Origin of the sequence: Streptomyces sp. CB02009 (assembly GCF_001905825.1) — a bacterium.
Classification (GTDB): domain Bacteria; phylum Actinomycetota; class Actinomycetes; order Streptomycetales; family Streptomycetaceae; genus Streptomyces.
Genome location: NZ_LIVV01000001.1, coordinates 564000 through 584964 on the forward strand (window position 1 = coordinate 564000; position 20965 = coordinate 584964).

Sequence of the window (20965 nt, forward strand, 5' to 3'; positions counted from 1 at the left end):
CTCGTTCCTGACGTCCTGAGCCCAGGAAGGAGTGGCCCCCCCTTCCGGCCCCCTCCTCCTGGCGTCCGAAGCGTGGGATTCTGTCTCCGTGCAGTTCGCCGGACACCGCACGTGATCATCCGTATTTGGAGCGCACCGAGGTCACTTCGAGAGAACGGACCTCCACATGGGGAGCCAGTTCGAGCAAACAGACGAGCACCTGAGCCACATCCGGCGGCTGGAGTGCGCGCATGTTGTCCGCAGTGGACCGGCGGGAGAGCGTGGTGTTGACCTTGCCCAGGTACAGCACGGTGACCAGGGTGCCGAATCCTCTGGCCTCCTCCCGGTACGCCTCGAGGAAGGTTCCGAGCGCGGCCTTGGACGCGGCATAGGCGGATCGTCCCGCTGCGGGGAACAGCGCGGCCTCCGAGGTCAGTCCGATGACCCGCGACGGATGCCGGCCGAAGGCCCTCAGGTACTGGTCGAGGACGGTATGGGCGCCGACGGCGTTGACCTCGAGAGTGTCCCGCCAGGTCCGCGCCCCTATCGTGCCCACGGTTCCGCGCCCGACGGTCGCCGCGGAGTACACCAGCACCTCCGGCCGCTGGCCGGCGTCGGCGCTGCGCGTGAACTCCGCTGCCACCGCGTCCGGTTCCCGGACGTCCACAGCGGCCCGTGCGATCCCACGCATCGCGGGATCCGAGGCCCCCTCCCGGACCGACCGGGACCAGGCGACGACCGGGTGCCCCGCACCGTGCAGTGCCACCGCACTCGCCCGTCCGATCCCGCGGCTGCCTCCGACCACAAGGACGGGCGGCCGCTCTGTCTGCGCACCGTACTTCCGCGCGTCTTCGTCCACCCGGGCAACGTACCCTCCGCCGTCCGGACCGACGCCTCACGTGCCGCCCCTCGCCGAGTCCGCCCCTCGGCACCACAGCGTTCTGACTCACTGCAGGAGACTCATGTTCCAGGATCTGCTGGTCAACCTTGCCGCCGCGGGAATCGCCTTCGTACTCGGCCTTTGCTTCAGGCCGTTGAAAGTACGGGTGCAACGGCGTCGGACTGCACGGAGGCGGCAGGAGGTGGGCCGTCAGCGAAAGCCCGACTTCGCGGCCGACTGGATAGCGCGCTACTACCGTGAACGCGGTCGTCTCGACGACCTGTACCGCATTGTCATCGGCTCACGCGCGGTGAGCATCCCCTTCCTCGCCACCGCAGAGTGGCGTCAAGTCGACCAGGACGAGACGCTGTTGCTTCTCCAGTCCCCGCCCCACGAACACTCGAGCGTCGTGTTCAACCGTCGCACCGTCGCAGCACGCCTTCAGGATCCGGCCGAGATCGACAGTCCCGATGTCTGGAACGACCTCCATGCCTGCGCCCGCGCGGTCACCTCCACTCCCGACGGACCCCGCATACAGGTTTTCGTCAGTGACTACTTCCAGTACGTCACCGCGTGCGGCGCACTTGAGGACGAGACGTATGCGGCTGTCGTCCGTCCGGAGCGCGCCACGCCCATCCGGGACCAGCACCTGTCCTCTGCGGCCAGAGCCGCGGAGTGCGGCATGGGAGCCCACTCCATCGGCATGACCGTCGCGCTGGTGTTCTGGCAGGACGGGGTGCCCAAGGTCATCGTCCAGGAGAGGTCCCCCGCGGTTTCGACCTACGGTGGCGGCCTCGGTATCGTCCCCATGTTCGGGTGCCAGACGCACGACCTCTCCGATGTCACGCCGGTCTCCCTCACTCACAACTTCCTCCGCGAGGTCTACGAGGAGCTCTACGACGGCTCGTCCGTCCAGAGCGGCAGTCTCCGCGTCGATCCCAGCTGGTTCCTCGGGGAGCCCGAGATGGCCTACGTGGTGGGCCGGATGGAGGCCGGGGACCTGCGCCTGAGGCTGCTCGGCTTCGGTTTCGACGCGGTCAACGGGCAGCTGATCATCGGCGGAGTCGCGGAGATCAGGGATCCCGAGTTCGCCCGCACGGAACTGAGCAGGCTGGTCGGCAACTGGGAGATCCGCAGCATCTTCGTCTGGGACCTCTTCGGCTTCGAGCTCTCGGACGCGCTGCTGTCACATCGCTTCACGCCTGCCTGCGCCTTCACCCTGGCTCAGACTCGCGATCTGCTGACACGGGAGGGCGTCACGGCCCCGGGTTCTGCCGCGTGACTCACTGAGGCCCGGCTGCCATGTCGTGCACCCGGGCAACTGCCGGGGCCACCTCGGCAGGATCTGCGACGCCGAAGTCGGCGCGCGGAGCCCCCGGCCGCACCGTGAGCACCACACGGTCCGCCGTGCGCACCGCATCCCTCAGGTCGGCGCCATCGGGCAGCACGGGCAACGTGATTGGAGTGCCCGGCCGTTGGCGTCGGAAGGCCTCCGCGAGGGCGAGGCGGCCCGGCCCGGTGGGAAAGAAGCCGTCCCCGTGGCGCAGAGCGCGCTCCAGGGCCGCACCGGTCTCGCCGCCCACGACGATCGGCACCTCTCCCGACGGTGGACGAGGTGCCACCGCTGCCGTACCCCGCCAGGCCGCGTACCGGCCTGCGAACCCGTCCTCGCTGTTCCCCCACGCGGCCCGGAGTGCGGCGAGGTACTCGTCGGTGCGGGGGCCGCGGTCGGCGTAGCCGATGCCGAGGGCCCGGAACTCCGTTTCCAGCCAGCCGCATCCCACTCCCAGGAGAAGCCGCCCTCCGGAGAGAGCGGCCACGCCGGCGGCAGCCTTCGCCACCAGCAGCGGATGACGGAGAGGCAGTACCACCACCGCCGCGCCGAGCCGGACCCGCTTGGTGACGGCGGCGAGGTACCCCAGGGAGGCGAACGCATCCACGAACTCCCCCTGCGTTCGGGCCTGCTCGTGGAGTTGGGGAGCAGAGGGGAGGACCACGTGGTCCGAGACCCACAACGACTCCACCTCCGCCTCCTCCGCCGCGTGCGCCATCTCTCGCAGGAAGGAGGAACCTCGCCAGGCGACGTTCAGACCGCGGAGCCCGACGCTCACCATCCTTGAGCCGGCCTCCGAGGGAGGGCCAGAAGGCAGCCGGAAACCGTCCCGCTCCTCGTCCGCTGCCTCAGCGCGTACGCGGGAATCGGGCACTCCTGGACGGCCGTGTCGCGCATCGTCTCCGCCCGGTCCGCGCTACGCGGGCATGGTGAGGGTGAGGCGCACGAGTTCCGGGGGGTACGACTGCAGCGGACGGCTCCGCAGCAGGCTGTTCACCGGCTCGTCGACCACCGTCACTCGTGTCGTGGGGTCGAGCGCGCTGATCCGCCCGACCAGCAGGTCCGCGAACGGCCCGCACTCGACGACGAGGCCGCCTGTCACCGCCCAAGCCGGCTGCGTTCCACCGGCCCGGCGCATCCCCGTCGATACCAGGAGCAGCAGTTCGTCCACGGCCGCGTCGACCAGGCCGCTCGCCACGAGGTCTCCGTCCTCTGACCAGGCGCCCGTCACACAGCGCGCGAAGCGCGCCACGGCCTGCCGAGGGTGCGGCTGCTCCGCCACCCGCCTGGCCACCTCCCGTACCGGTCGACCTGCGTCGGCTTCGATGCGGTCGGTCACTGACGTCGCCGGCCCCCGTCCGTCGCCGGCCCGTACTGCCGCGGCGAGGCCGGCACGGCCCATCCAGAAGGCACTGCCCTCGTCCGAGGCGAGGTACTCCCAGCCGCCGACCCGGATCACAGTCCCGCTCCGGTTCATCACCATCGCGCCACTGCCGGTCCCTGCCACCAACACCCCGCCGGCCCCCGCCACCGGCGGTGCGACGATCAAGCCGTCGATGTCGTTGGTGAGGACCATCTCGCCCACGATGGCCGACCTGCTCAGGCACTCCGTCATCACCTCGGCCCAGTGGCCCAGGGTTTCCGCGCTGATCGCCGCACCTGCCAGTATCCCGGACACGGGGATGTCGTCGTTGTGCCGGACGTACTCCGCCACACGATTCACGGTGGCGCGGAGCGACGCACGAGCTTCCTCCGCGTCGCACGAGGCCGGGTTGAGAGACCCGAACCCGTACGGGCGAGCAGTGGAGCGCCGCGGCCCTTCGATCGCCAACCGGGTGTTCGTTCCTCCGCTGTCGATGGCGAAGCGCATGACGCGGCGGCTCATGCGGCTGCCCGCTCTCGCATCGCTCGTACCAGCACTTCGGTATCCACCTCGTCCAGGACGACCAACTCGCCCACTGTGCGAGGCAGCACGTACCGGAGCTTTCCGCCGCGAACGCGCCGGATGCCGTCGAGATGCTCGACGACCGCGTCGATGAGGGCGTCCGGTACGGACAGAGGGAGTCCGTACCGGGTGAGCAGGCGGAGGAAAGCACGGCAGGTCTCACGGTCCGAGATGCCCAGCAGGGCGGAAGTCCTCGCCGCGGTGGCCATGCCGATGGCGACCGCCTCGCCGTGACGCCAGTTGCGGTACTGGTCGGCGCTCTCCAGGGCGTGGCCGACGGAATGCCCGAAGTTCAGCACACGCGCCAGGTCCGTCTCGAACGGGTCGTCGGCGAGCAGCCTCAACTTCTCCTCCACCGCTGCGCCGATCACGTCCATCAGCGAGGGTCCGTCCTTCGCCAGCAGGAGTTCCGCGTGCTCTGTGAGGTACGCGAACAACGCACCGGAGCGTTGCGCGGCGCTCACCTTGATGCATTCGGCGAGGCCCGCACTGACATCACGGCGTTCCAGGGTCTCCAGGAGAGTGACGTCGGTGACCACCCCGACAGGGTGGTGGAAGGCGCCCAAGGCGTTCTTGGCTGCGGGGGAATTGATCGCCGTCTTTCCGCCGATGGCGGCATCCGCCTGGGAGAGGATCGTCGTCGGGACGTTGATGTAGGGCACGCCGCGCAGATAGGTGGCAGCGGCGAAGCCCCCCAAGTCGGTGAGGGAGCCACCTCCGACGATCACCAGCACGTCGTGGCGCCGCATGCCGGCATCCTGCATCCACTCCACGACACCACGCCAGGCGTCGATCGACTTGATGCCCTCGCCGGCCGTGAGAAGGTGCTGCCGGCTGTCGTCCAGCGGTCCCAGGGCCGACAGCACCCGCGCTCCCGTCCCGTTGCCCCAGACGGCACGATCTGCCAGAACGAAAGGTCGGGCATCAGCCACCTGTTGGCACAGATCACGCTCCACGTTGCCTGAGCCGATGGCGACGGCCCCGGAGAACTCACGAAAGTAGCGAAAGTGCAGATGGCGAACGATCGGGCTCGATAAGGGGTGCACAACCCTCCCAGACCGGATGGCATTTGCCTCATTGAGGCTCCGCGATCGCTCTTCTGTCAAGAGGCCTCCACCGGAGCGGCCGGGAGCTCCGGCCCCGGTGGCCCACGTTGTTCGACTCCTGGTTGCATGCCCCCGGCATTCCCCGCCGGATGCTCAGGCGGTCCCGTCACCGAGGCGGAGTCACGACCTGGACGCGACAGGGCTCGCAACGTCCCGTACGGGCGCGGGACCGCCGGAGCGTGGGCACCGCCCGGGCGGCAGGCCCTGCTCCGGTGCCGAGTTCGCCTGGGGTGGCGGTAGCTGGCCAGGACGCGCCTTCCGCGGGCCGGGTTGTGCTGAGCCAGGTCGGCGGCCAGGCCCTCTCCGGCGTCGAACGGCAAACGCACCCGGTCCGCGAACAGGTGGGTTCGGGTGCTCTCCGTGGGCGGTGGTCTGGCGCCTGGCGACTTGCCGCCCGCATTCCACACCCCAGTACCGAGCAAATCAGCTCTCCCACATGATCCATGCAATGATCGCCGACGACGTCCTGGGCCGGCTCGGTCTGTCGGACCTCCTCGACGGCGACGAGGGGTATCGAGGTCGTCGCCGAAGCCTCCGATGGCTGGAGGCCGTCGAGCGGGCCGCAGCCCGTGCAATCGACGTCGCTCTCGTCGACGTTCGCATGCTCCGCATGGACGGCATCGCTGCGATTCCTCACCTGCTCGCCCTGCCCGCCCGAAGATCATCACACTGACCACCTTTGACTTGGACGAGTTCGTCTACAGCGCGCTGGCCGCCGGTGCCGACGGCTTCCTCCTCAAAGAAACCGACCCGACGGAGATCCAGCGCGTCGTCCACCTCGTGGCCTCGGGATCCGCCATGCTCAGCCCCACCGCCGCCCGTCGCCTTGCCGACCGCTACCACCGCACCAACCAGCCACAGACCATCACCGCGCGAGCCCGGATTGCGCCCCTGACTCCCCGGGAGAGCGGCGTCCTCGCCCTCCTTGCGCGCGGCGATGCGAACGCCGAGATCGCGCAGCGGCTAGGCATGCGCGAAAGCACCGCGAAGACCCATGTCAGCCGGATCCTGAGCGCCCTCCAGGTGAGCAACCGCGTGCAAGCCGCGCTCCTTGCCCGAGATGCCGGCCTGACGCCGTGAAGCCAGCGGTAGACCAGGCGGCAGGCGATGGGCGTGTACGCGGGGTCGGCTGGTCGCAGCGGAGCTTCGGGAAGCTGGACGAGTACGCGTCGTTCCGCAGTCTGCTCGACCGGCTGCCATCCACGCTCGCCGAGTCAGCGGCCCAGAGCATCGACACCCTGGATCCCGGCGGGCTGGAGTAGACCATCACCGATCCCGGTCCGCGACCGGAAGACCCGCGCGTCCTCACGCAACTACCGGTTCTCCGCGAACGTGCAGGTCATCATCGACGCCGACACCAGGTCCACCGGGCTTGTCGTCCCACACCGCAAACGCCCCGGCCGGGCCCTGCTGCCCGACGAGGAGGAAGACAACGCCGAGCACCGCAAGGTCCGGGCCCGTGTTGAGCACGCCTTCGCCCGCATGAAGCACTACTCCTCCGCGACTGCCGACAGCGCGGCAACGGCCTCCACCACGCCGCCCAGGCCGTCGCCCACATGCACAACCTCGCCATGACAGCGTGACCCGGCCAGCCTGAAACCGGCCCTGAACTGCCCAGACGCGACCTGGAAGGGGAGCCTGCCGAGAAAGACCGGCATCACCGACCCGGTCACGCAGGACCTTCTGATCGGCATCACCGGCGTTCGGGAGAAACAGCACTGGATGCTCCAGGCGGGTACAAGCGACTGAGGAGTACGGACTGCGCGCCTGAACGGTGCGCAGTCCCACCGGCGCATCCCCTGCCGCTGAACAGCGAGGCATCCTCGCCTGCGGCGGCGCGCACGCGGCCAAGCTGCAGGACTCTGGGTGCGGGAGCGGGTCCACTCGCGCACGTTGAAGCAGGGAAGGGCCGCGGCCGGCGAGGCGAGCAGTCCTGATGATCGGTGTGCCGGCTGCGGATCCCCTTGTCCTGACACGGGCGAGGACGTGTCTTCCGGAAGCATGGGCTGTGGTCACGCTGATCGGCCGGAACTTTCCCTCCCGCAGGCAACACCACGCCCTAGACTGCGACCGCTCCAAGACCTGGAGATCACCGGGAGGGTGTGCAAGATGAGACGAGCACTGATCAGCGCATTCGCGGCCGTGGCGTTAGTCGTGTCCGGGGGGAGCGTCGCCACCGCTTCCGACAGCGCTCCGCCACGCACCACGCACGGCCCTTGCCAGTACACGCAGACCCCGGACGAGCCGCCTGCGCGGCCTGTTCCGCTGCCGCCCGACCCGCGGCGCACGCCCAGCCGTGGCACGGTGGACATGGCGGTTCCGACCAGCCAGGGCCCGCTCCAGCTGCAGGTGGACCGGGCCAAGGCGCCGTGCACGGTGCAGAGTTTTCTGCACCTGGCACGGCACGGGTTCTACGACCGCACGGTCTGTCACCGTCTGACGGCGTATCCGACGCTGAAGGTCCTGCAGTGCGGCGACCCGACCGGTACCGGTGAGGGCGGCCCCGGATACAAGTACAAGGACGAGCTGCCGGTGGCCCTGCCGCCCGCACCCACCGATCCCACCGGCACGCGCCGCCTCTACGGGCGCGGCCTGCTGGCGATGGCCAATGCCGGTCCGAACACGAACGGCTCACAGTTCTTCGTCGTCTACGGCGACTCCGCATTGCGACCGAACTACACGGTGTTCGGCACGGTCGGCCCCAACGGTCTGACAACACTCGACAAGATCGCCGCCGCAGGCATCGAGCCGACGGCGGAGAACCCGGCACCGGTCGACGGCACTCCCGTCCTTCGAACCGAACTGCTCCGCGTCCGGCCGTCCTGCCGGCATTGACGCACCACGACGCGGCCACGTCCTCGATGAGCTTGCCCGGCGCCTGCGGCCACCCCAGGCGGACGGCGCCGACCGAGTGAAGGAACCGCGTGCGGCAGGGGAGGGCCAGGAGACCCCAGCCGGCTGCTCTCGCGGGGAAGTCGGGCCTCTCTCAGATGGTGACCGGGCCGTGGGCGGTGGCGAACTCGACCGAGACCAGGCCCGGTTCTTCATCCTCGACCCAGGTGACGTCGATCTGGTCGAGGGGGTGGTCCGCCGGTTCGCCGAGGAATTCGGCGATGGAGTCGGCGTCGCCGGCGATGGAGACTCCTCGGATGGTGGTGGAGGTACGCGGGTCGGCGCTCGGTCGCTCCTGGCTGGGAATCAACCACTGCAGGAAATAGGGTAGTTGCGGGTCCTCCATGAGTTCCAGCAGGCCGATCTGCTTCCACCTCAGGTCGAACCCGTCGGGGCGGACACGGTGGCCATCGGTCGAGGTGCGGCCGAGGCGGGTCTCGACCGGGGCGATGTCGTCGACGGAGACCACCCAGCCGAGCCAGCCGCCGCCCTCGGCGGCGCGGCGCGCGACCGCCTGGCCGAAGGGTGCGCGGTCGGCGGCGGGGTGGTCGAGCGTGGTGACGACCTCGACGTAGGTGCCGCCGCTCAGCGGGAGAAGGAAGTTGCGGGTCCCGAATCGCGGGTGTACGCCCCCGTCGACGAACCCGGCGCCGAGGGCCGACCCGATCCGCTGGACGGTCGAGACGAAGCTGTCGCGGGCCACCGCATAGGACACGTGATCAAGTCGCACTTCGGCATCATCACCCGACAAACCCGTCCATGTCCCGACGCCACGCCCGCCTCCCCGGCCGCGTGCGCCGTGGATCCAGTCGTGGAGCGGTGTGGTGCGGGGCGGTGCGGGGCGGACCGGTACGCACCCCGGCCGCCGTCGCCGTCCTCGCGGCGGCCGTTGTCGTGATCAGCGGGCCCGCAACGCGCCTTCCCCCACGGCGATGTGAGTAGCGCTACTCAGGCGTCAGGGGTCGCCCCGCCGCACGCTGGAACCCTCGTCGACACGGCGGGACGGATCCGTCCAGGAGGAATCGATCATGCGAGACAGTCGCCCCCGCGCACTCGTCCGGCTCACGTTCGCCAACCCCGCCTCGCTGGTCTACCTCGGCATGGTGACCGCGGCAGCGCTCCCCATAGTGTTCGCCTCGGCGACGGCGGACAGCAGCTTCGCGGCCGTCTGGATGCTCCTGATCACCGCGCCCACCAGCATGCTCCTGCTCCTCCCCGACTTCGCGGACGGCGACTCGGGCCCGGCGACCGGGTACTTCCTCGCGGCGCTGGCCCTCTCCGCGCTGCTCCAGTCGTTCCTCCTCGGTCTCGTGTACCGGGGACTCCGGGGAAAGCCGGCGCGGCAAGCCCGCACCATTGCGTGAAGACCCTCTCCTCGTCGTGTCTCTCGGTCGCCTCTCTCTGTGTCGGCCGACAGTCCACGTCGCGCAGGTACCACTGGGGTGTACTGCTGGTACACCCCAGTGGTACCTTGCAGTTATGCCTCTACCTCGTTTCGACCGCCTGCCTGCGGAACGCCGTGAGCACATCCTGGGGACGGCGCGTCGGCACTTCGCCGAGCACGGTGCCGAGGGTGCGTCCTACAACAAGATCATCGAAGCCGCGGGAGTCTCCAAGACCGCCGCCTACCACTACTTCGACGGCCGCGAGGACCTGCTCAACGCGGTCCTCGACGGTGTGCTCGCGCGACTTCTCGGCGCCCTCGGCCCGTGGGCCCCGGCGCGTGACGAGGCCGACTTCCGCTCCAGGTTCGCCGGCGGCTCCGCCGCCCTCGCCACCCATCTGCGGGACCACCCCGAGGACCTGGCCCTCGCCGACGCCGCCATCGGGCGCACCCACACCGGCCCGTGGCTCGCATGGTTCGAGGCCCTGGTCACGGACGGTCAGCGGCTCGGGATGATCCGCACCGACGTGGACCACGGGCTTCTGGTGTCCGCGACCGCGGCGGTCATCAGGGCCGCCGACGCCTGGGCCCTGGCCCGTATGACGAGCGACCGCATCCCTCCCGAAGCCGTGGACTCCCCGGACGACGAAGCCCCGGCACAGCTGTGGTGCCTTCTGCGCGGAATGTGGGGCGGGGCCGCCGTCACCACGACCACCGGCGCCGCCACGACCACCGGAGGGGGCCCGGCCGATGCGAGGTGACGTGCAGATCTCCTGGGAGGTACCGGCGACCCCGCCCGGCCTCGCGGGACGCCTGGAGCGGTTCATGGGCCCCGGAAAGTCGCGATCCGAGTCCGTAGTGGAGACACTCGGCCTTCTCGGCTGCGCATCCCTCCTGGCCGCCGGCCTGTCGACCTCCGGGATCCTGCGCGACCTGTCCACCGCGCAACTCGTCGTGGTCGCCCTCGCGGGACTCGACCTCATAGGCGGGGTACTGACCAACGCCACCAACGCCGCGAAGCGCTGGTACCACCGCGCCGCCCCGGGCGCCCGACGCGCCCGACTGCTGTTCGTCTCCGCGCATCTGACCCACCTCGCCGCCATGGGGCTCGTCGTCCTGTCCGGTGATCTGACGTGGACGCTCACGAATGCCGCGCTGCTGCTCGGTGGGGCGGTGACCGTGGAATACGCCCCCCTGCACCTCAGACGGCCGGTGGCGATGGCCCTGTTGACGGCGGCCGTCCTGGTCAACCTGTTCTGGCTATCGGTGCCCACCGCGCTCGCCTGGTTCGCGCCGCTGTTCTTCCTCAAGCTGCTCGTCTGCCACCTCGTGCCCGAGGCGCCGCTGGAACGGAAGCGCGATGCCTGAGCCGACGGCGGAGCACTCCTGGCAGATCGACACCGGCCCCGACCCGCTCGCCTGCGCCGACCTGCTGGCCGCCGCCTTCGCCCGGGAGCCCGCCGTCTCCTGGATCTGCGGCGACTCGGCCCGCGCACGCACCCATTGGTTCAGGGCCACGCTGCGCACCCATGCCCGACTCGACGGGGTTCGCCGTCACGCAGTCGTGGGCGCGGACGGCCGGCTCCTCGCGGCAGCCGTACTCACCCCGCCGCGCGCGACTCCCGGCATCGGCGCCCGGGCCCGCTGGGCGTCCCGCACCGTGCTGCGCTGCGGACCGAGGGCTCTCGGCCGGACCATGCGCTACCTGGACGCCACCTCGGGCGGCGTCACTCCGGAGGCCTGGACCCTGGAGTTCGTCGGCGTCCGCCCCGACCTGAGCGGACGCGGCGTCGGACGCCTCCTCCTGAACCACGTCCTGGCGGTCACACCCGCCCCTCGTGGCCTGTACCTGACCACGGCGGACCCGGCGAACGTCCCCCTCTACGAGCACTTCGGCTTCGCCACCCTGGGCAGAACCCCGCTGGGACCGCTGAGCGTCACGTCCATGAGCCGTGCGGGAGCGTGATCCTCTTCCTGAAACGCACCACGCCGCATGCGTCGCGATCCTTGAGGGTGCGGCCGGACGCGGCGGAACCTTTGTGCGGCTATGGGCGCAGGGACGCGGTCGCGCACCGGTGGGCAACGGCCGGAGGGGGCCGGATCCGGCCCGGTTCCAGGCCGCCCGGAGCGGGCGCCCGGCCTCTGGACAGACACCGGACGCCGCGCGGGCGATGACGGCCGACCGACCCGAGCCCTGCGGGGCGGCGCCTGCCGACGTTCTGCGAGCGGGCCGTTGAGGGCGTTCCGCCTTGTGCTCTCTTGGAGGGACTGCCGGGGGTGGCTCAGGCGTCCTCGGCACGGCGCGGCGCGGCGCGAGACTGTGGGGATGCTCAGCAGCCTCCGCGACCGCGTGCTCCCTGACCACCAGCGAAGGACGCTGGAGGAACTGGAGGAGGACCTGGACCTGTCCGCCGGAGACATCCGCGCGAAACAGTCCGCGTTCTGGTCCATGCTGTTCCTGTCGGCCGTCATCGCGGCCGGAGGAGAGCTGACGGATTCGACGGCCACGGTGATCGGGGCGATGATCGTCGCACCCCTCTCGACGCCGATCATGGGGATCGCCCTCGGCGCCGTACAGCGTCGACGGTCGACGGCGGCTCTGTTCGTCGGCGCCGGCGGGCTGTTGGTCGTGGCACTCGGAGCATTGTTCTCGCTGGTGCTGCCCTCCTCCTACGACCTGCTGTCGAACAGCCAGATCTCCAGCCGCACATCGCCCGGTCTGATGGATCTGGTCGCCGCGCTCGCCACCGGTTTCGCGGGCGCTCTGGCACTGGCCCGCCGGGACGTCGCCGCGGTCCTGCCCGGAGTGGCGATCGCCATCTCGCTCGTACCACCGCTGGTGGTGACCGGCGTCTGCCTCGGGCAGGCCGCGTGGTGGCTGGCCCTGGGATCCTTCGTCCTGTTCGTGTCCAATCTGCTGGCCCTCGTCTTCGCCGGCATGGCGAAGCGGAGGCGGACCTCAGCCGAGCTCGTCGGGGCCGGGGTGCATGCGTGGTGGTCGCGATGGGCGTCACGATCCTGCTGTTCGGCCGCGTGGCCAACCCCCGGAAGTCCCCACCGCGCCGATGCCCCTCAGGCCGGTGCCAGCCGCCACAGCGGTGCCACGCGCCGAGTGGGTGAACCCGTGGCGAGAGAGGCGTACAGGGCATCGGCTTCGGTCGGCGTGAGGGCGAGGTCCTCGGTGATCCTGCGCGTCGTCACGTAGGCGAGGCCCTCGGCGCGACGGGCGTGTTCGAAGGCGAGGTACCGGTCCAGGACGACATCGGGGTCCCTGGGAGGACGTGGCGCGGCCGGCGGGGGGAGGAGGGCGGCACGCCGACGTTCCCTTGCTATCTCGGAGAAGCCGCAGACGGCCTGTGAGACCTTCTCGGCGGCGTCCAGGCTCGGGCACAGAGCGAGTGCCTGCGCGAGAGGGCTGAGGCGGAGCGCGTCCTCTACGGCGAGCCGGTACACCAGGGGCGAGGAGTCGTCCAGGACGACGGCGGCGGGGGCGTCGCGGGTGCCGCAGGCGCCTCGGACGCCGCGGGCCGCCGCGACGAGCATCGCGCCGGCCTCCGAGGGATGCCAGTCGAGGACGGGCAGTGCGTCGTCGGTGTCCTCGGGCGCCAGGGCGAAGGCCGGGGCCCCGAGTCGTGGAGCCAGAACGGACCGCGGTACCTCGTTGTCCAGGCCCGGTCCGGCGACGTACACGCTGGTCGAAAGGTTCGTCGCGGCGCAGGCGGCCAGGACCAGCGCGTCGCCGAGCGGACTGCGCAGCGTCGGTTCGTCGCCGCGCGCGACGATGTCGCCGCCCACGTCCACGAGATCGACCCGGTCGGCGCCGCACCACTGGGCCGCCGCCTGGATCTGCCGGGTGAGACCCACCGTGCCGTCGTACGGGTCGAGCAGTCCCAGTGCGGGCCGCAGGCCGCCGGCCAGCCGGGGGAGGAGCGATCCGGCGGGAGCCTTGGGCGCGGTGTGTGCGGTGACGAGTGCCAGATGGGGCGCGAGGTGGTCGAGTGCCGTGAAGTCCGCGATGCCACGCGGCCCGGGCACGGGGTCGACGACCAGTCGTTCCCACGCGTAGGTGAGCACCAGGGCGGGAGCGCGCCGGCCGTGCAGGGCGGTGTGCACCATGGCTGCCGTGATGGCGTCCCCGCCACCTCCCGCAGCGATGAGAAGTCGCGTCATGGCACCCACACAACCCCATGGCGCCCGCTCCGTCAGCCGTATCGAGCGGTCCGGATCGCTCACGGCCCGCGCCAGGGGCGGCAATTCGGGACGAAGTACTTTCCTCGCGAAAAGTGCAGACGAACATCTAGAGCATGAAACGCATCTTTTGCTGATCGCACTACAGATATCAGTTCCTAGACAGCTCTAAGGTACCGAGCTGTCACCATCCGTGACGATCCATCAGAAAAGTGAGGCACACCGCCCATGGGCAACTTCGTCATGCTCCCGTCCCCCTCTCTTCCCACCACGGCACCCACCGAGAGGGAGACCCCCTACCAGCAGTACGTCTACGCCTACCCGCACCAGAAGGCCTACCGCCTCCTGGAGGACGGCCCGCTCCTGAGCGACCTGTGGTCCGGGGAACGGCTCGACAGCCTTTCCCTCTACGCCCATGTGCCCTTCTGTGAGATGCGATGCGGGTTCTGCAACCTCTTCACCCGCACCGGCGCCCCCGAAGAGGTCACCGCCGCCTTCCTCGACACCCTCGAACGCCAGGCCCGTGTCACCAGGGAAGCCCTCGACGCGCAGGGCCACCCCTTACGCTTCACTCTCGCCGCCTTCGGCGGCGGCACCCCGACCTACCTCACGGCCGGCGAACTCACCCGGCTCTGCGACATCTCCGAGAACATCATGGGCGCCGACCTGCAGGCGGCGTCCTGGTCCGTCGAGACATCGCCCGCGACCGCCACCACAGACCGGCTCGCGGTCCTCGCCGAACGCGGCGCCACCCGACTGAGCATCGGCGTACAGAGCTTCCTCGACGACGAAGTCCGCGCCGCCGTCCGCCCGCAGAAGCGCCAGGAGGTCGAATCCGCCCTCGGCCGCCTGCGCGACGCCGGCTTCCCCATCCTGAACATCGACCTCATCTACGGCATCGACGGCCAGACCGAACGCACCTTCCAGGTCTCCCTCGACGCCGCCCTCGCCTGGGAACCCGAGGAGATCTACCTCTACCCCCTCTACGTCCGCCCGCTGACCGGCCTCAGCTCCCGCCACGCCACCAGTCCCGCCGACTGGGACGACCAGCGACTGCACCTCTACCGCTTCGGCCGCGACCACCTCCTGTCGGCGGGATACGAGCAGACGTCCATGCGCGTCTTCAGGCGCCTCGGCAGCGCCGCCATCGAGGACGACGAGAGCAGCAGCATCAGCGAGTACAACCAGCAGGCCGGCATGGTCGGCCTCGGCGTCGGCGCCCGTTCCTTCACCACCGACCTGCACTACACCACCGACTACGCCGTCGCCGTCCCCGAGGTGCGCCGCATCATCGACGACTACATCGCGACCCCGAGCGAGCGCTTCCGCCGCGCCCAGTGGGCCTTCGCCATGAACGACGACGAGCGACGCCGGATGTACGTCCTCCAGCACCTGCTCGAATCGTCCGGACTCGACGGCACCCGCTACGAACGCCACTTCGGCACCCGGTTCGAGAGCGACTTCGCCACCCAGCTCGACACCCTCCTCGCCCGCAACTGGGTCCGTGCCGTCGGCGCGGTCCTGCTGCTCACGCCGGAGGGCATGGCCCGCGCCGACGCCATCGGCCCGCGGTTCTTCTCCGACCACGTGCGCGCGAACATGAGCAGCTACCAGGACCGGTAGACGGCCACCAGGACCGGCGAGCCGCCCGACCCCCTCACCTGCCCACCGGCTCGGGCCGAGGTTCCGGGACCACCGTCCGCCGACGCCCCGGCACCGAGACGGCCACCAGCCCGCCCAGCAGCAGCACGCCGCCGGCGACGGCGACCGGCCCCGGCCGCTCACCGAGCAGCACCACACCCAGCGCGGTGGCCACCAGCGGTTCGGCCAGGCTCAGCGTCCCCACCGTGGCGGCGCTGAGCCGCCCCACCCCGCGCGTGAACAGCAGATACCCCAGAGCCGTCGTACCCAGCGCCAGCCACCCCACCAGCGCCGCCCCGCGCGCCGTGAACAGCCCCTCCGGAGCGACAAGGAGGAACGGCGAGACCATCAGACCGGCGCACAGCACGCTCACCGGCGCCGCCGTGTCCAGATCGCCGCCCCGCGCACCCACCTCCTTGGTCGCTGCGATGTAGACGCCGAAGCTGGCACCCGCCATCACCCCGAACACCACGCCGAGGGCGTCCGCCCGCCCCTCACCGCTGGGCAACAGCAACAAGCCGACCCCCACGACCGCGCACAGGGTCCCCGCACTCCACCGCCCCGACTGCCGCTCACCGGACAGCACGAGCCCGCACACTCCGGTGACCACCGGCACCACACCGAACGCCGACGCCGTCGCCAGCGCCGCCCCGGACCGCTCGACCGCCTGCAGGAAGCACACCTGGAACGCGGCGGTCACCAGCACGCTGACCATCACCCACCGCCGCACCCCGCGTACCAGCAAGGTACGCAGCCCGGCCGGCCGCACCATCACCACCGCCAGCAACAGTCCACCCACCAGCATTCTGGCCGCCCCCAGCGACACAGGATGCGCCCCGCTCCCGGCCCAGACCTGCGCCGGCCCCACCGTTCCCCATAACACCGCAGCCACCAGTACCAACACCACGCCGCTCACACCGATCCCCTCCCTGGCGAATACCGGGCGAACGTACCGGCGCGCAGAGCCTCCAGGACCCTGGCGAAACCCATGAGATCCGGCTCGCGTCACCGGCGGATACGACGCTCTCGCACCGTACGGCGCGGTTTCAGGACCAGGAACGGCCTCGGCAGCCCGCGGGCCTCGCGGAGCGGAGGCTGCGGACCTGTGAAGGATGGCGGCGGACCGCGAACGCACGGGGTCCGCCCTCCGCCTCGGGCTCCCTTCGGAAGGGGACCGTGGGCAGAGGGGCGGAAAGGGAGGGGGTGAGGTGAGGCGGGCTCAGGTCAGGGCCTGGGCAGGGTGCACTCCTGGCGCGTGAGATCCAGGGTGTTGTCGTCTCCGATGCACGCGGCGATCGCCGCGGTCCGGGTGGCGTACCCGCGTCCCTGGTGGACGGTGGTGACCGTCCCGTCGACCTCGCAGGGGTTGTTCGGTTCGCACTCCTTGCCGTCGCGGTTGCTGGTGCTGTTCACGGCGATGAGCTCCCGGGTCCCGGCGTCGATGACGGGCGAGCCGGAGCTTCCGGGCCGGGTGTCGCATTCCTTCGCGTAGCGGATGGCATGGGTCGATGTGTAGTCGCCCTCCTTGAGGGTCGGGACCACGGCCTCGGCCTGGCACGACCAGACGCTTTCCAGGAAGCTGGACGCCACCTTGATCTTCTGCCCGGGCACGGGCGAGGACGAGGCCAGCGGGAATGCCTCAACCTGGTACTTCTGCTGGATCTCCGCGTATGTGGAGTCCAGTTGGGCCAGCGTGATGTCGGTTCCGGTCATCGTGGCGTAGAGGACCCGCCCGGTCACCGGGCCGAGTTCGCGGCCTGCCGGGCTCATGACGGTGCCTTCGATAGGGGCGTTCCTGTCGGTGATCACTTCACCCGGCTTCGGCCGTCCCGCAGGGTGGCAGTGCCCGTTGGTGAGTAGGAGCGCCTTGTCCTCGTCGCGGGCTGTGCGGGGGCGGACCAGCGAAGCGGAGCAGTAAGGGAGTTTCACGGTTCCCGCCATGTTGCCGGCCGGTCCCGGGGGGCCCGTCCGGTCGGCGGGGAAACCGGCGCAGCTGCCCTTCGCGGGTGTGCCGTCCCGGAAGAAGTCGAGCACCTTGGAGCCGCACGCGAAGTCCTTGGACTTCATGGTGGAGTGCTCCGCGTCCATGACGGTCAGCAGCGATCCGCCGATCTTCTCGTGCATCATCTTGGCCCATACGTAAGGCGTGACGGTTTCGAACTTGTGGCCGGACAGCTGCAGCCGGCTCTTTCCGGGCTTCAATGCCCACGGCTTGCCCGCGGGCCAGCCGGCGCAGTTCGCGACCGGCTCGTTGTTGAAGTCGGTGGAAAATGGGTACTTCGCCTGCCGTTCCTTCCTTATCCGGACGAGATCGGCATACGTCCGGCCGTCGGGGCTGGCGTTGCACATGAAGGCGTCGTGGGTGAAGCCGTAATTACGCCCCATCTCCCCGAAGCCGAAAGCCTTCCGGTCTGCATTCGGCTGCGCGGAGGTCACCTCTGCTCCGCTGTCCCGGACCTCCATCAACTTTGCGGCTGATCGCTCCCACCGATCAGGGATGGCTTCCAAGTTGGTATCCAGGAGGGCGGCGAATCCTTCCCTTCCGACCTTCTTCTGCAGCTCCTTCAATGCGGATTCGACCTTCTTGGGCGAGGTGCCGAACCCGTAGGTGGAGTCTTTGCCGGCCAGCCATTTGAAGAACCGCTGGTATCCGGCATCGTATGCGGCCGCTTCTGCTTCGACCGCTGCACTCTGACCGGCCGGGGACATGATGGAGTCCAGCCACATGCGGTCGACGCGCTTGTCGAACATGGAGCGATAGACTGCGCCAAGCGCCGTCCCGCCGGAATTTCCGTAGAAGTTTATCTTGTCGAATCCCAGGACCTGCCGGATGCGATCCATGTCCCGGGCGGCATTCTCCATGCTGATGGAGAGTGCCAGTGCCGGGTCCTTGGCGATGCATGCGCGCTTCGCATGCGCACGCATCTCGAACATTTCTTCTTCTGTTTCACTGCCCTGGAACTCTGGCTCGTCGCAGGAGATCTGGGCGCTGTAGCCGGTCCCGCGGGTGTCGATGCCGATGAAGTCCAATGTCTCGTTCATGGGCGCCAGACGGCTGCTGAGGAGTTCACGGGCGGACGGGGTGCCGGCCAGACCGGGCCCTCCCGGGTTGCCGAAGAGAGCGCCGGTGCGCTTTCCGGTGGCCTTGACCCTGCTCACCGCGATATCTATCTTCCTGCCCTCGGGCTTGGAGTAGTCCACCGGGACAGGGATGAGTGTGCATTCGCTGCGGTTGTCGTTGCGATTCCAGTCCGACACCGCATCCCGGCAGAGCTCCCACTGCACGCCTTCCGGGGCCGGGGTGGACGCTGCGTCGGCGGGAACGGCTGACAGGGTGATCAGCGAGGCGGCGACGCTGATTCCGGCTGCGATCGAGGGGACGGTCGAATACCGCAAGATGATCTGCACCTCTTCGGTGGGAGACGGCAACGTGGTGGTACGGATGCGGTCCGGAGGGCGCCGCGTGGTGACGGCACCCGGGACGGGGCCGAACCGGACAGTCGGCAGGAGGTGTGTCCTCCTGCGCCGCTGCTGGACAAAGACTCGGCTGCGAAAGCTGCTGTCGTACGTCGGAAACGTTTCAGCCGGCACTCGGTTGCGTTGCCTCGGTCGAGGCAGGGAGCGACGATCAAGTCGGTCGCCGGTGATCTCGGGGTGGACGCCGAGACGCTGAGGGATTGGATCCGGGCCGCCGATGAGCGCCGCCCCGGCGCCCACTCCACGCCGCAGGCCGCCTCGCAGGCCGGGCCAGAGTTCGTCGCGGACGCGGCAGAGACGGTGCCGATGGACGCGATGGACCACGTTCCGTCGGAGTCCGTCCATGGTGGCGAGGCTCATCCTTCGCCGGCGGACTCCTCTGCCGGCTCCTCGCTCGTGGTTGCGTCGAGGGCCGCCAGTCCCTCCGTCCAACGGGCGCGGCGCTCCGAATCGGGCTGATCCCACCACGGCGTGCCGCGCTCGCCGAGGGCTACCTTCGCCGTGTGCACCCGGGTCCGGGCGGCGCGTTCGGCCTCCGCGTCCTGGGCGCGCCGGGCGGTGGCCACCGCACGACGCGCCGACATGAGGTGAGAGCGCAGGCGTGCGGCGACGTCCTCCGGAACCTCGGGATCCGTGGCCCGCCAGCGTCTGCCGTCGACGATCACGTACCGCCCGTCAGCGGTCCTGGCGGGCCCTCGCGCATCAGCCGTCATCTGTCACAGCCTGGCAGCTCGGCGGCGCCGCGCGACCCGACGACGCGCTCGTGCGGTCGGGGGGGAGGGGTTTCCTGGGCCGAATGCGTCACCGGGCAGGCGGCTCCCGGTGATGCGCCCGAAGCTGGGGCGAACCCTCTGAACCGGGCGAGTCCGTCCGCCCGGCAGGACCGAGAAGGAGCCCCGGTGCCGCCACGTTCTGAAGTCCGTCGCCGTCCGCGCGTACGCCTGCGGCTGTCCGTCGCCGGCCTGGCCGCGTCCGCGGTTCTCGCCGCCCTGGTCCATCCCGCCCAGGCCACCGGCACGCCGCCGGCCCCGGACAGGGGCCTGCAGAAGCAGCTGGACGACCTCGTCCGCACCGCCGGCGGCCCGCCCGGAGCGATCGCGCTGCTGCGGCAGGGCGACCGGACGTCGGTCTACCGTGCGGGCGTCGCCGACACGCGAACCGGCCGCCCGCCCCGTACGACCGATCACATGCGGATCGCGAGCGTCGCCAAGGCCTTCAGTGGAGCGGTCGCCCTGCGCCTGGTGGACCGGCAGAAGCTGGACCTCGACGACACGATCGGCGAGCTCCTGCCGTCCCTGCCCGCAGCGTGGCACCAGGTGACGCTGCGGCAGCTGCTCAACCACACCAGCGGGCTCCCCGACTTCTCGACGGCGCCGGCGTTCCTCGCGATCCTGCAGGAGGACCCCAGGCATCACTTCGACTCCCGCCGACTGCTCGACTTCGTCGCCGACCAGGACCTGCTGTTCCCGCCGGGATCGACGTACGCGTACTCGAACTCCGACAACATCGCCGTCGCGCTGATGGCGGAGGCGGTCACGGGACAGCCGTACGAGCGGCTGCTCGCGCAGCTCGTGTACCGGCCGCTGGGCCTGCGGCAGACCAGCCTGCCCCAGGGCTACCGGCTGCCGAGGCCGTACCTGCACGGCTACGACGTGACGCCGCCCGCCCCGCCGGAGGACATCAGCGAGGTCATCGGCGCCTCAGGCGTCTGGGCCTCCGGCGGCATCGTCTCGACACCGAAGGACCTCAACGCCTTCGTGCGCGCCTGGGCCGGCGGACGCGGCTTCCTGTCGGAGGGGACCCGCAGCGAGCAGCGGACCTTCATCCCCGGCGCCGCGTCGGAGCCCGCCGGTCCCGGTGTCAACGCCGGCGGGCTGGCGATCTTCCGCTACACCACGCGATGCGGAACGGTCTACGGCCACACCGGCAACTTCCCCGGCTACACCCAGCTCGCGGTCGGCACGGCGGACGGCAGGCGTTCGCTGACGTTCTCGATCAACACCCAGACCAGCAAGAGCGTCAAGCCGGAGCTCCTTGCCAAGGTCCGCGCCGTGCAGGAGGACTTCGTCTGCGCCCTGCTGAGGAACTGACCGGCGACCCGGGGTCGGTCGACACGCGAGCCCGCCCCGCACGGAGAGTG

21 protein-coding genes and 2 pseudogenes are annotated in these 20965 nt (G+C 70.1%); 14 read left to right on the forward strand and 9 right to left on the reverse strand.

Going from position 1 to position 20965, the window contains the following annotated elements:
* Positions 1-115: 115 nt before the first annotated feature.
* Complete coding sequence (locus tag AMK27_RS02500) at positions 116-838, reverse strand: SDR family NAD(P)-dependent oxidoreductase (RefSeq protein WP_073902362.1); 723 nt, start codon at positions 836-838, stop codon at positions 116-118.
* 103 nt (positions 839-941) lie between these two features.
* Here AMK27_RS02500 and AMK27_RS02505 point away from each other — a divergent pair, with 103 nt between their 5' ends.
* Complete coding sequence (locus AMK27_RS02505; RefSeq protein WP_073902363.1) at positions 942-2141, forward strand: hypothetical protein; 1200 nt, start codon at positions 942-944, stop codon at positions 2139-2141.
* A gap of 1 nt (position 2142) precedes the next feature.
* On the opposite strand, the gene AMK27_RS02510 is transcribed toward AMK27_RS02505, so the two are convergent.
* The 3 genes from AMK27_RS02510 to AMK27_RS02520 form a co-directional block, all read right to left on the reverse strand.
* The gene (locus tag AMK27_RS02510; protein ID WP_158076887.1) at positions 2143-2970 is read right to left on the reverse strand and encodes a TIGR03619 family F420-dependent LLM class oxidoreductase; all 828 of its coding nucleotides are present in this window, start codon (positions 2968-2970) and stop codon (positions 2143-2145) included.
* Between the two features lie 138 nt (positions 2971-3108).
* Positions 3109-4077 carry a BadF/BadG/BcrA/BcrD ATPase family protein gene (locus AMK27_RS02515; protein WP_079188152.1) on the reverse strand — a complete coding sequence of 323 codons (969 nt, stop codon included), beginning with the start codon at positions 4075-4077 and terminating at the stop codon, positions 3109-3111.
* Positions 4074-5093, reverse strand: a complete 1020-nt coding sequence (locus tag AMK27_RS02520; protein WP_158076888.1) for a 3-dehydroquinate synthase family protein — start codon at positions 5091-5093, stop codon at positions 4074-4076. Before AMK27_RS02520 ends, AMK27_RS02515 begins: the two co-directional genes overlap by 4 nt.
* Positions 5094-5691: 598 nt before the next feature.
* On the opposite strand from AMK27_RS02520, the gene AMK27_RS44445 reads away from it, so the two are divergent.
* The 5 genes and pseudogenes from AMK27_RS44445 (at position 5692) to AMK27_RS02535 (ending at position 8078) form a co-directional block, all read left to right on the forward strand.
* Entirely contained in the window at positions 5692-5916 is a 225-nt protein-coding gene (locus tag AMK27_RS44445) for a hypothetical protein (RefSeq protein WP_445194826.1), read from the forward strand.
* A gap of 11 nt (positions 5917-5927) precedes the next feature.
* Positions 5928-6323 (forward strand): LuxR C-terminal-related transcriptional regulator, encoded by a 396-nt coding sequence (locus tag AMK27_RS44450; protein WP_445194827.1) that lies wholly within the window; start codon positions 5928-5930, stop codon positions 6321-6323.
* Positions 6320-6505, forward strand: a complete 186-nt coding sequence (locus AMK27_RS42590; RefSeq protein WP_158076889.1) for a hypothetical protein — start codon at positions 6320-6322, stop codon at positions 6503-6505. The genes AMK27_RS44450 and AMK27_RS42590 overlap by 4 nt, the downstream gene beginning before the upstream one ends.
* A gap of 10 nt (positions 6506-6515) precedes the next feature.
* A pseudogene (locus tag AMK27_RS43330) lies at positions 6516-6826 on the forward strand (IS5/IS1182 family transposase); the annotation flags it as partial.
* Between the two features lie 526 nt (positions 6827-7352).
* On the forward strand, positions 7353-8078 hold the full coding sequence (locus AMK27_RS02535; RefSeq protein WP_073902367.1) for a peptidylprolyl isomerase: 726 nt from the start codon (positions 7353-7355) through the stop codon (positions 8076-8078).
* Positions 8079-8229: 151 nt separating this feature from the next.
* On the opposite strand, the gene AMK27_RS02540 is transcribed toward AMK27_RS02535, so the two are convergent.
* On the reverse strand, positions 8230-8865 hold the full coding sequence (locus AMK27_RS02540) for a VOC family protein (RefSeq protein ID WP_073902368.1): 636 nt from the start codon (positions 8863-8865) through the stop codon (positions 8230-8232).
* 298 nt (positions 8866-9163) lie between these two features.
* Here AMK27_RS02540 and AMK27_RS02545 point away from each other — a divergent pair, with 298 nt between their 5' ends.
* The 5 genes from AMK27_RS02545 to AMK27_RS02565 all read left to right on the forward strand — a co-directional run bounded on the left by AMK27_RS02545 (position 9164) and on the right by AMK27_RS02565 (position 12724).
* Positions 9164-9499 (forward strand): SCO4225 family membrane protein, encoded by a 336-nt coding sequence (locus AMK27_RS02545; RefSeq protein WP_073902369.1) that lies wholly within the window; start codon positions 9164-9166, stop codon positions 9497-9499.
* A 115-nt stretch (positions 9500-9614) separates the two neighbouring features.
* The gene (locus AMK27_RS02550) at positions 9615-10280 is read left to right on the forward strand and encodes a TetR/AcrR family transcriptional regulator (protein ID WP_073902370.1); all 666 of its coding nucleotides are present in this window, start codon (positions 9615-9617) and stop codon (positions 10278-10280) included.
* Positions 10270-10887, forward strand: coding sequence for a hypothetical protein (locus AMK27_RS02555; protein WP_073902371.1), 618 nt, complete (start codon positions 10270-10272; stop codon positions 10885-10887). Before AMK27_RS02550 ends, AMK27_RS02555 begins: the two co-directional genes overlap by 11 nt.
* Entirely contained in the window at positions 10880-11485 is a 606-nt protein-coding gene (locus AMK27_RS02560) for a GNAT family N-acetyltransferase (RefSeq protein ID WP_073902372.1), read from the forward strand. The genes AMK27_RS02555 and AMK27_RS02560 overlap by 8 nt, the downstream gene beginning before the upstream one ends.
* Positions 11486-11845: 360 nt before the next feature.
* On the forward strand, positions 11846-12724 hold the full coding sequence (locus AMK27_RS02565) for a DUF389 domain-containing protein (protein ID WP_241847280.1): 879 nt from the start codon (positions 11846-11848) through the stop codon (positions 12722-12724).
* 119 nt (positions 12725-12843) lie between these two features.
* Here AMK27_RS02565 and AMK27_RS02570 read toward each other — a convergent pair.
* A pseudogene (locus AMK27_RS02570) lies at positions 12844-13689 on the reverse strand (DUF1152 domain-containing protein); the annotation flags it as partial.
* Between the two features lie 261 nt (positions 13690-13950).
* On the opposite strand from AMK27_RS02570, the gene AMK27_RS02575 reads away from it, so the two are divergent.
* Positions 13951-15330 (forward strand): STM4012 family radical SAM protein, encoded by a 1380-nt coding sequence (locus AMK27_RS02575; protein WP_073903848.1) that lies wholly within the window; start codon positions 13951-13953, stop codon positions 15328-15330.
* 34 nt (positions 15331-15364) lie between these two features.
* On the opposite strand, the gene AMK27_RS02580 is transcribed toward AMK27_RS02575, so the two are convergent.
* Together AMK27_RS02580 and AMK27_RS02585 are read right to left on the reverse strand one after the other, a co-directional pair.
* Positions 15365-16264, reverse strand: coding sequence for a DMT family transporter (locus AMK27_RS02580; RefSeq protein WP_241847281.1), 900 nt, complete (start codon positions 16262-16264; stop codon positions 15365-15367).
* A 308-nt stretch (positions 16265-16572) separates the two neighbouring features.
* The gene (locus AMK27_RS02585; protein WP_445194836.1) at positions 16573-18390 is read right to left on the reverse strand and encodes an alpha/beta fold hydrolase; all 1818 of its coding nucleotides are present in this window, start codon (positions 18388-18390) and stop codon (positions 16573-16575) included.
* Positions 18391-18858: 468 nt separating this feature from the next.
* On the opposite strand from AMK27_RS02585, the gene AMK27_RS44455 reads away from it, so the two are divergent.
* Complete coding sequence (locus AMK27_RS44455; protein ID WP_445194828.1) at positions 18859-19284, forward strand: transposase; 426 nt, start codon at positions 18859-18861, stop codon at positions 19282-19284.
* Here the strand turns inward: AMK27_RS44455 and AMK27_RS02590 are convergent.
* Positions 19182-19538 carry a hypothetical protein gene (locus AMK27_RS02590; protein WP_073902375.1) on the reverse strand — a complete coding sequence of 119 codons (357 nt, stop codon included), beginning with the start codon at positions 19536-19538 and terminating at the stop codon, positions 19182-19184. The genes AMK27_RS44455 and AMK27_RS02590 overlap by 103 nt on opposite strands.
* A gap of 186 nt (positions 19539-19724) precedes the next feature.
* Here AMK27_RS02590 and AMK27_RS02595 point away from each other — a divergent pair, with 186 nt between their 5' ends.
* Positions 19725-20915, forward strand: a complete 1191-nt coding sequence (locus AMK27_RS02595; protein ID WP_073902376.1) for a serine hydrolase domain-containing protein — start codon at positions 19725-19727, stop codon at positions 20913-20915.
* The last annotated feature ends 50 nt before the right edge of the window (positions 20916-20965 follow it).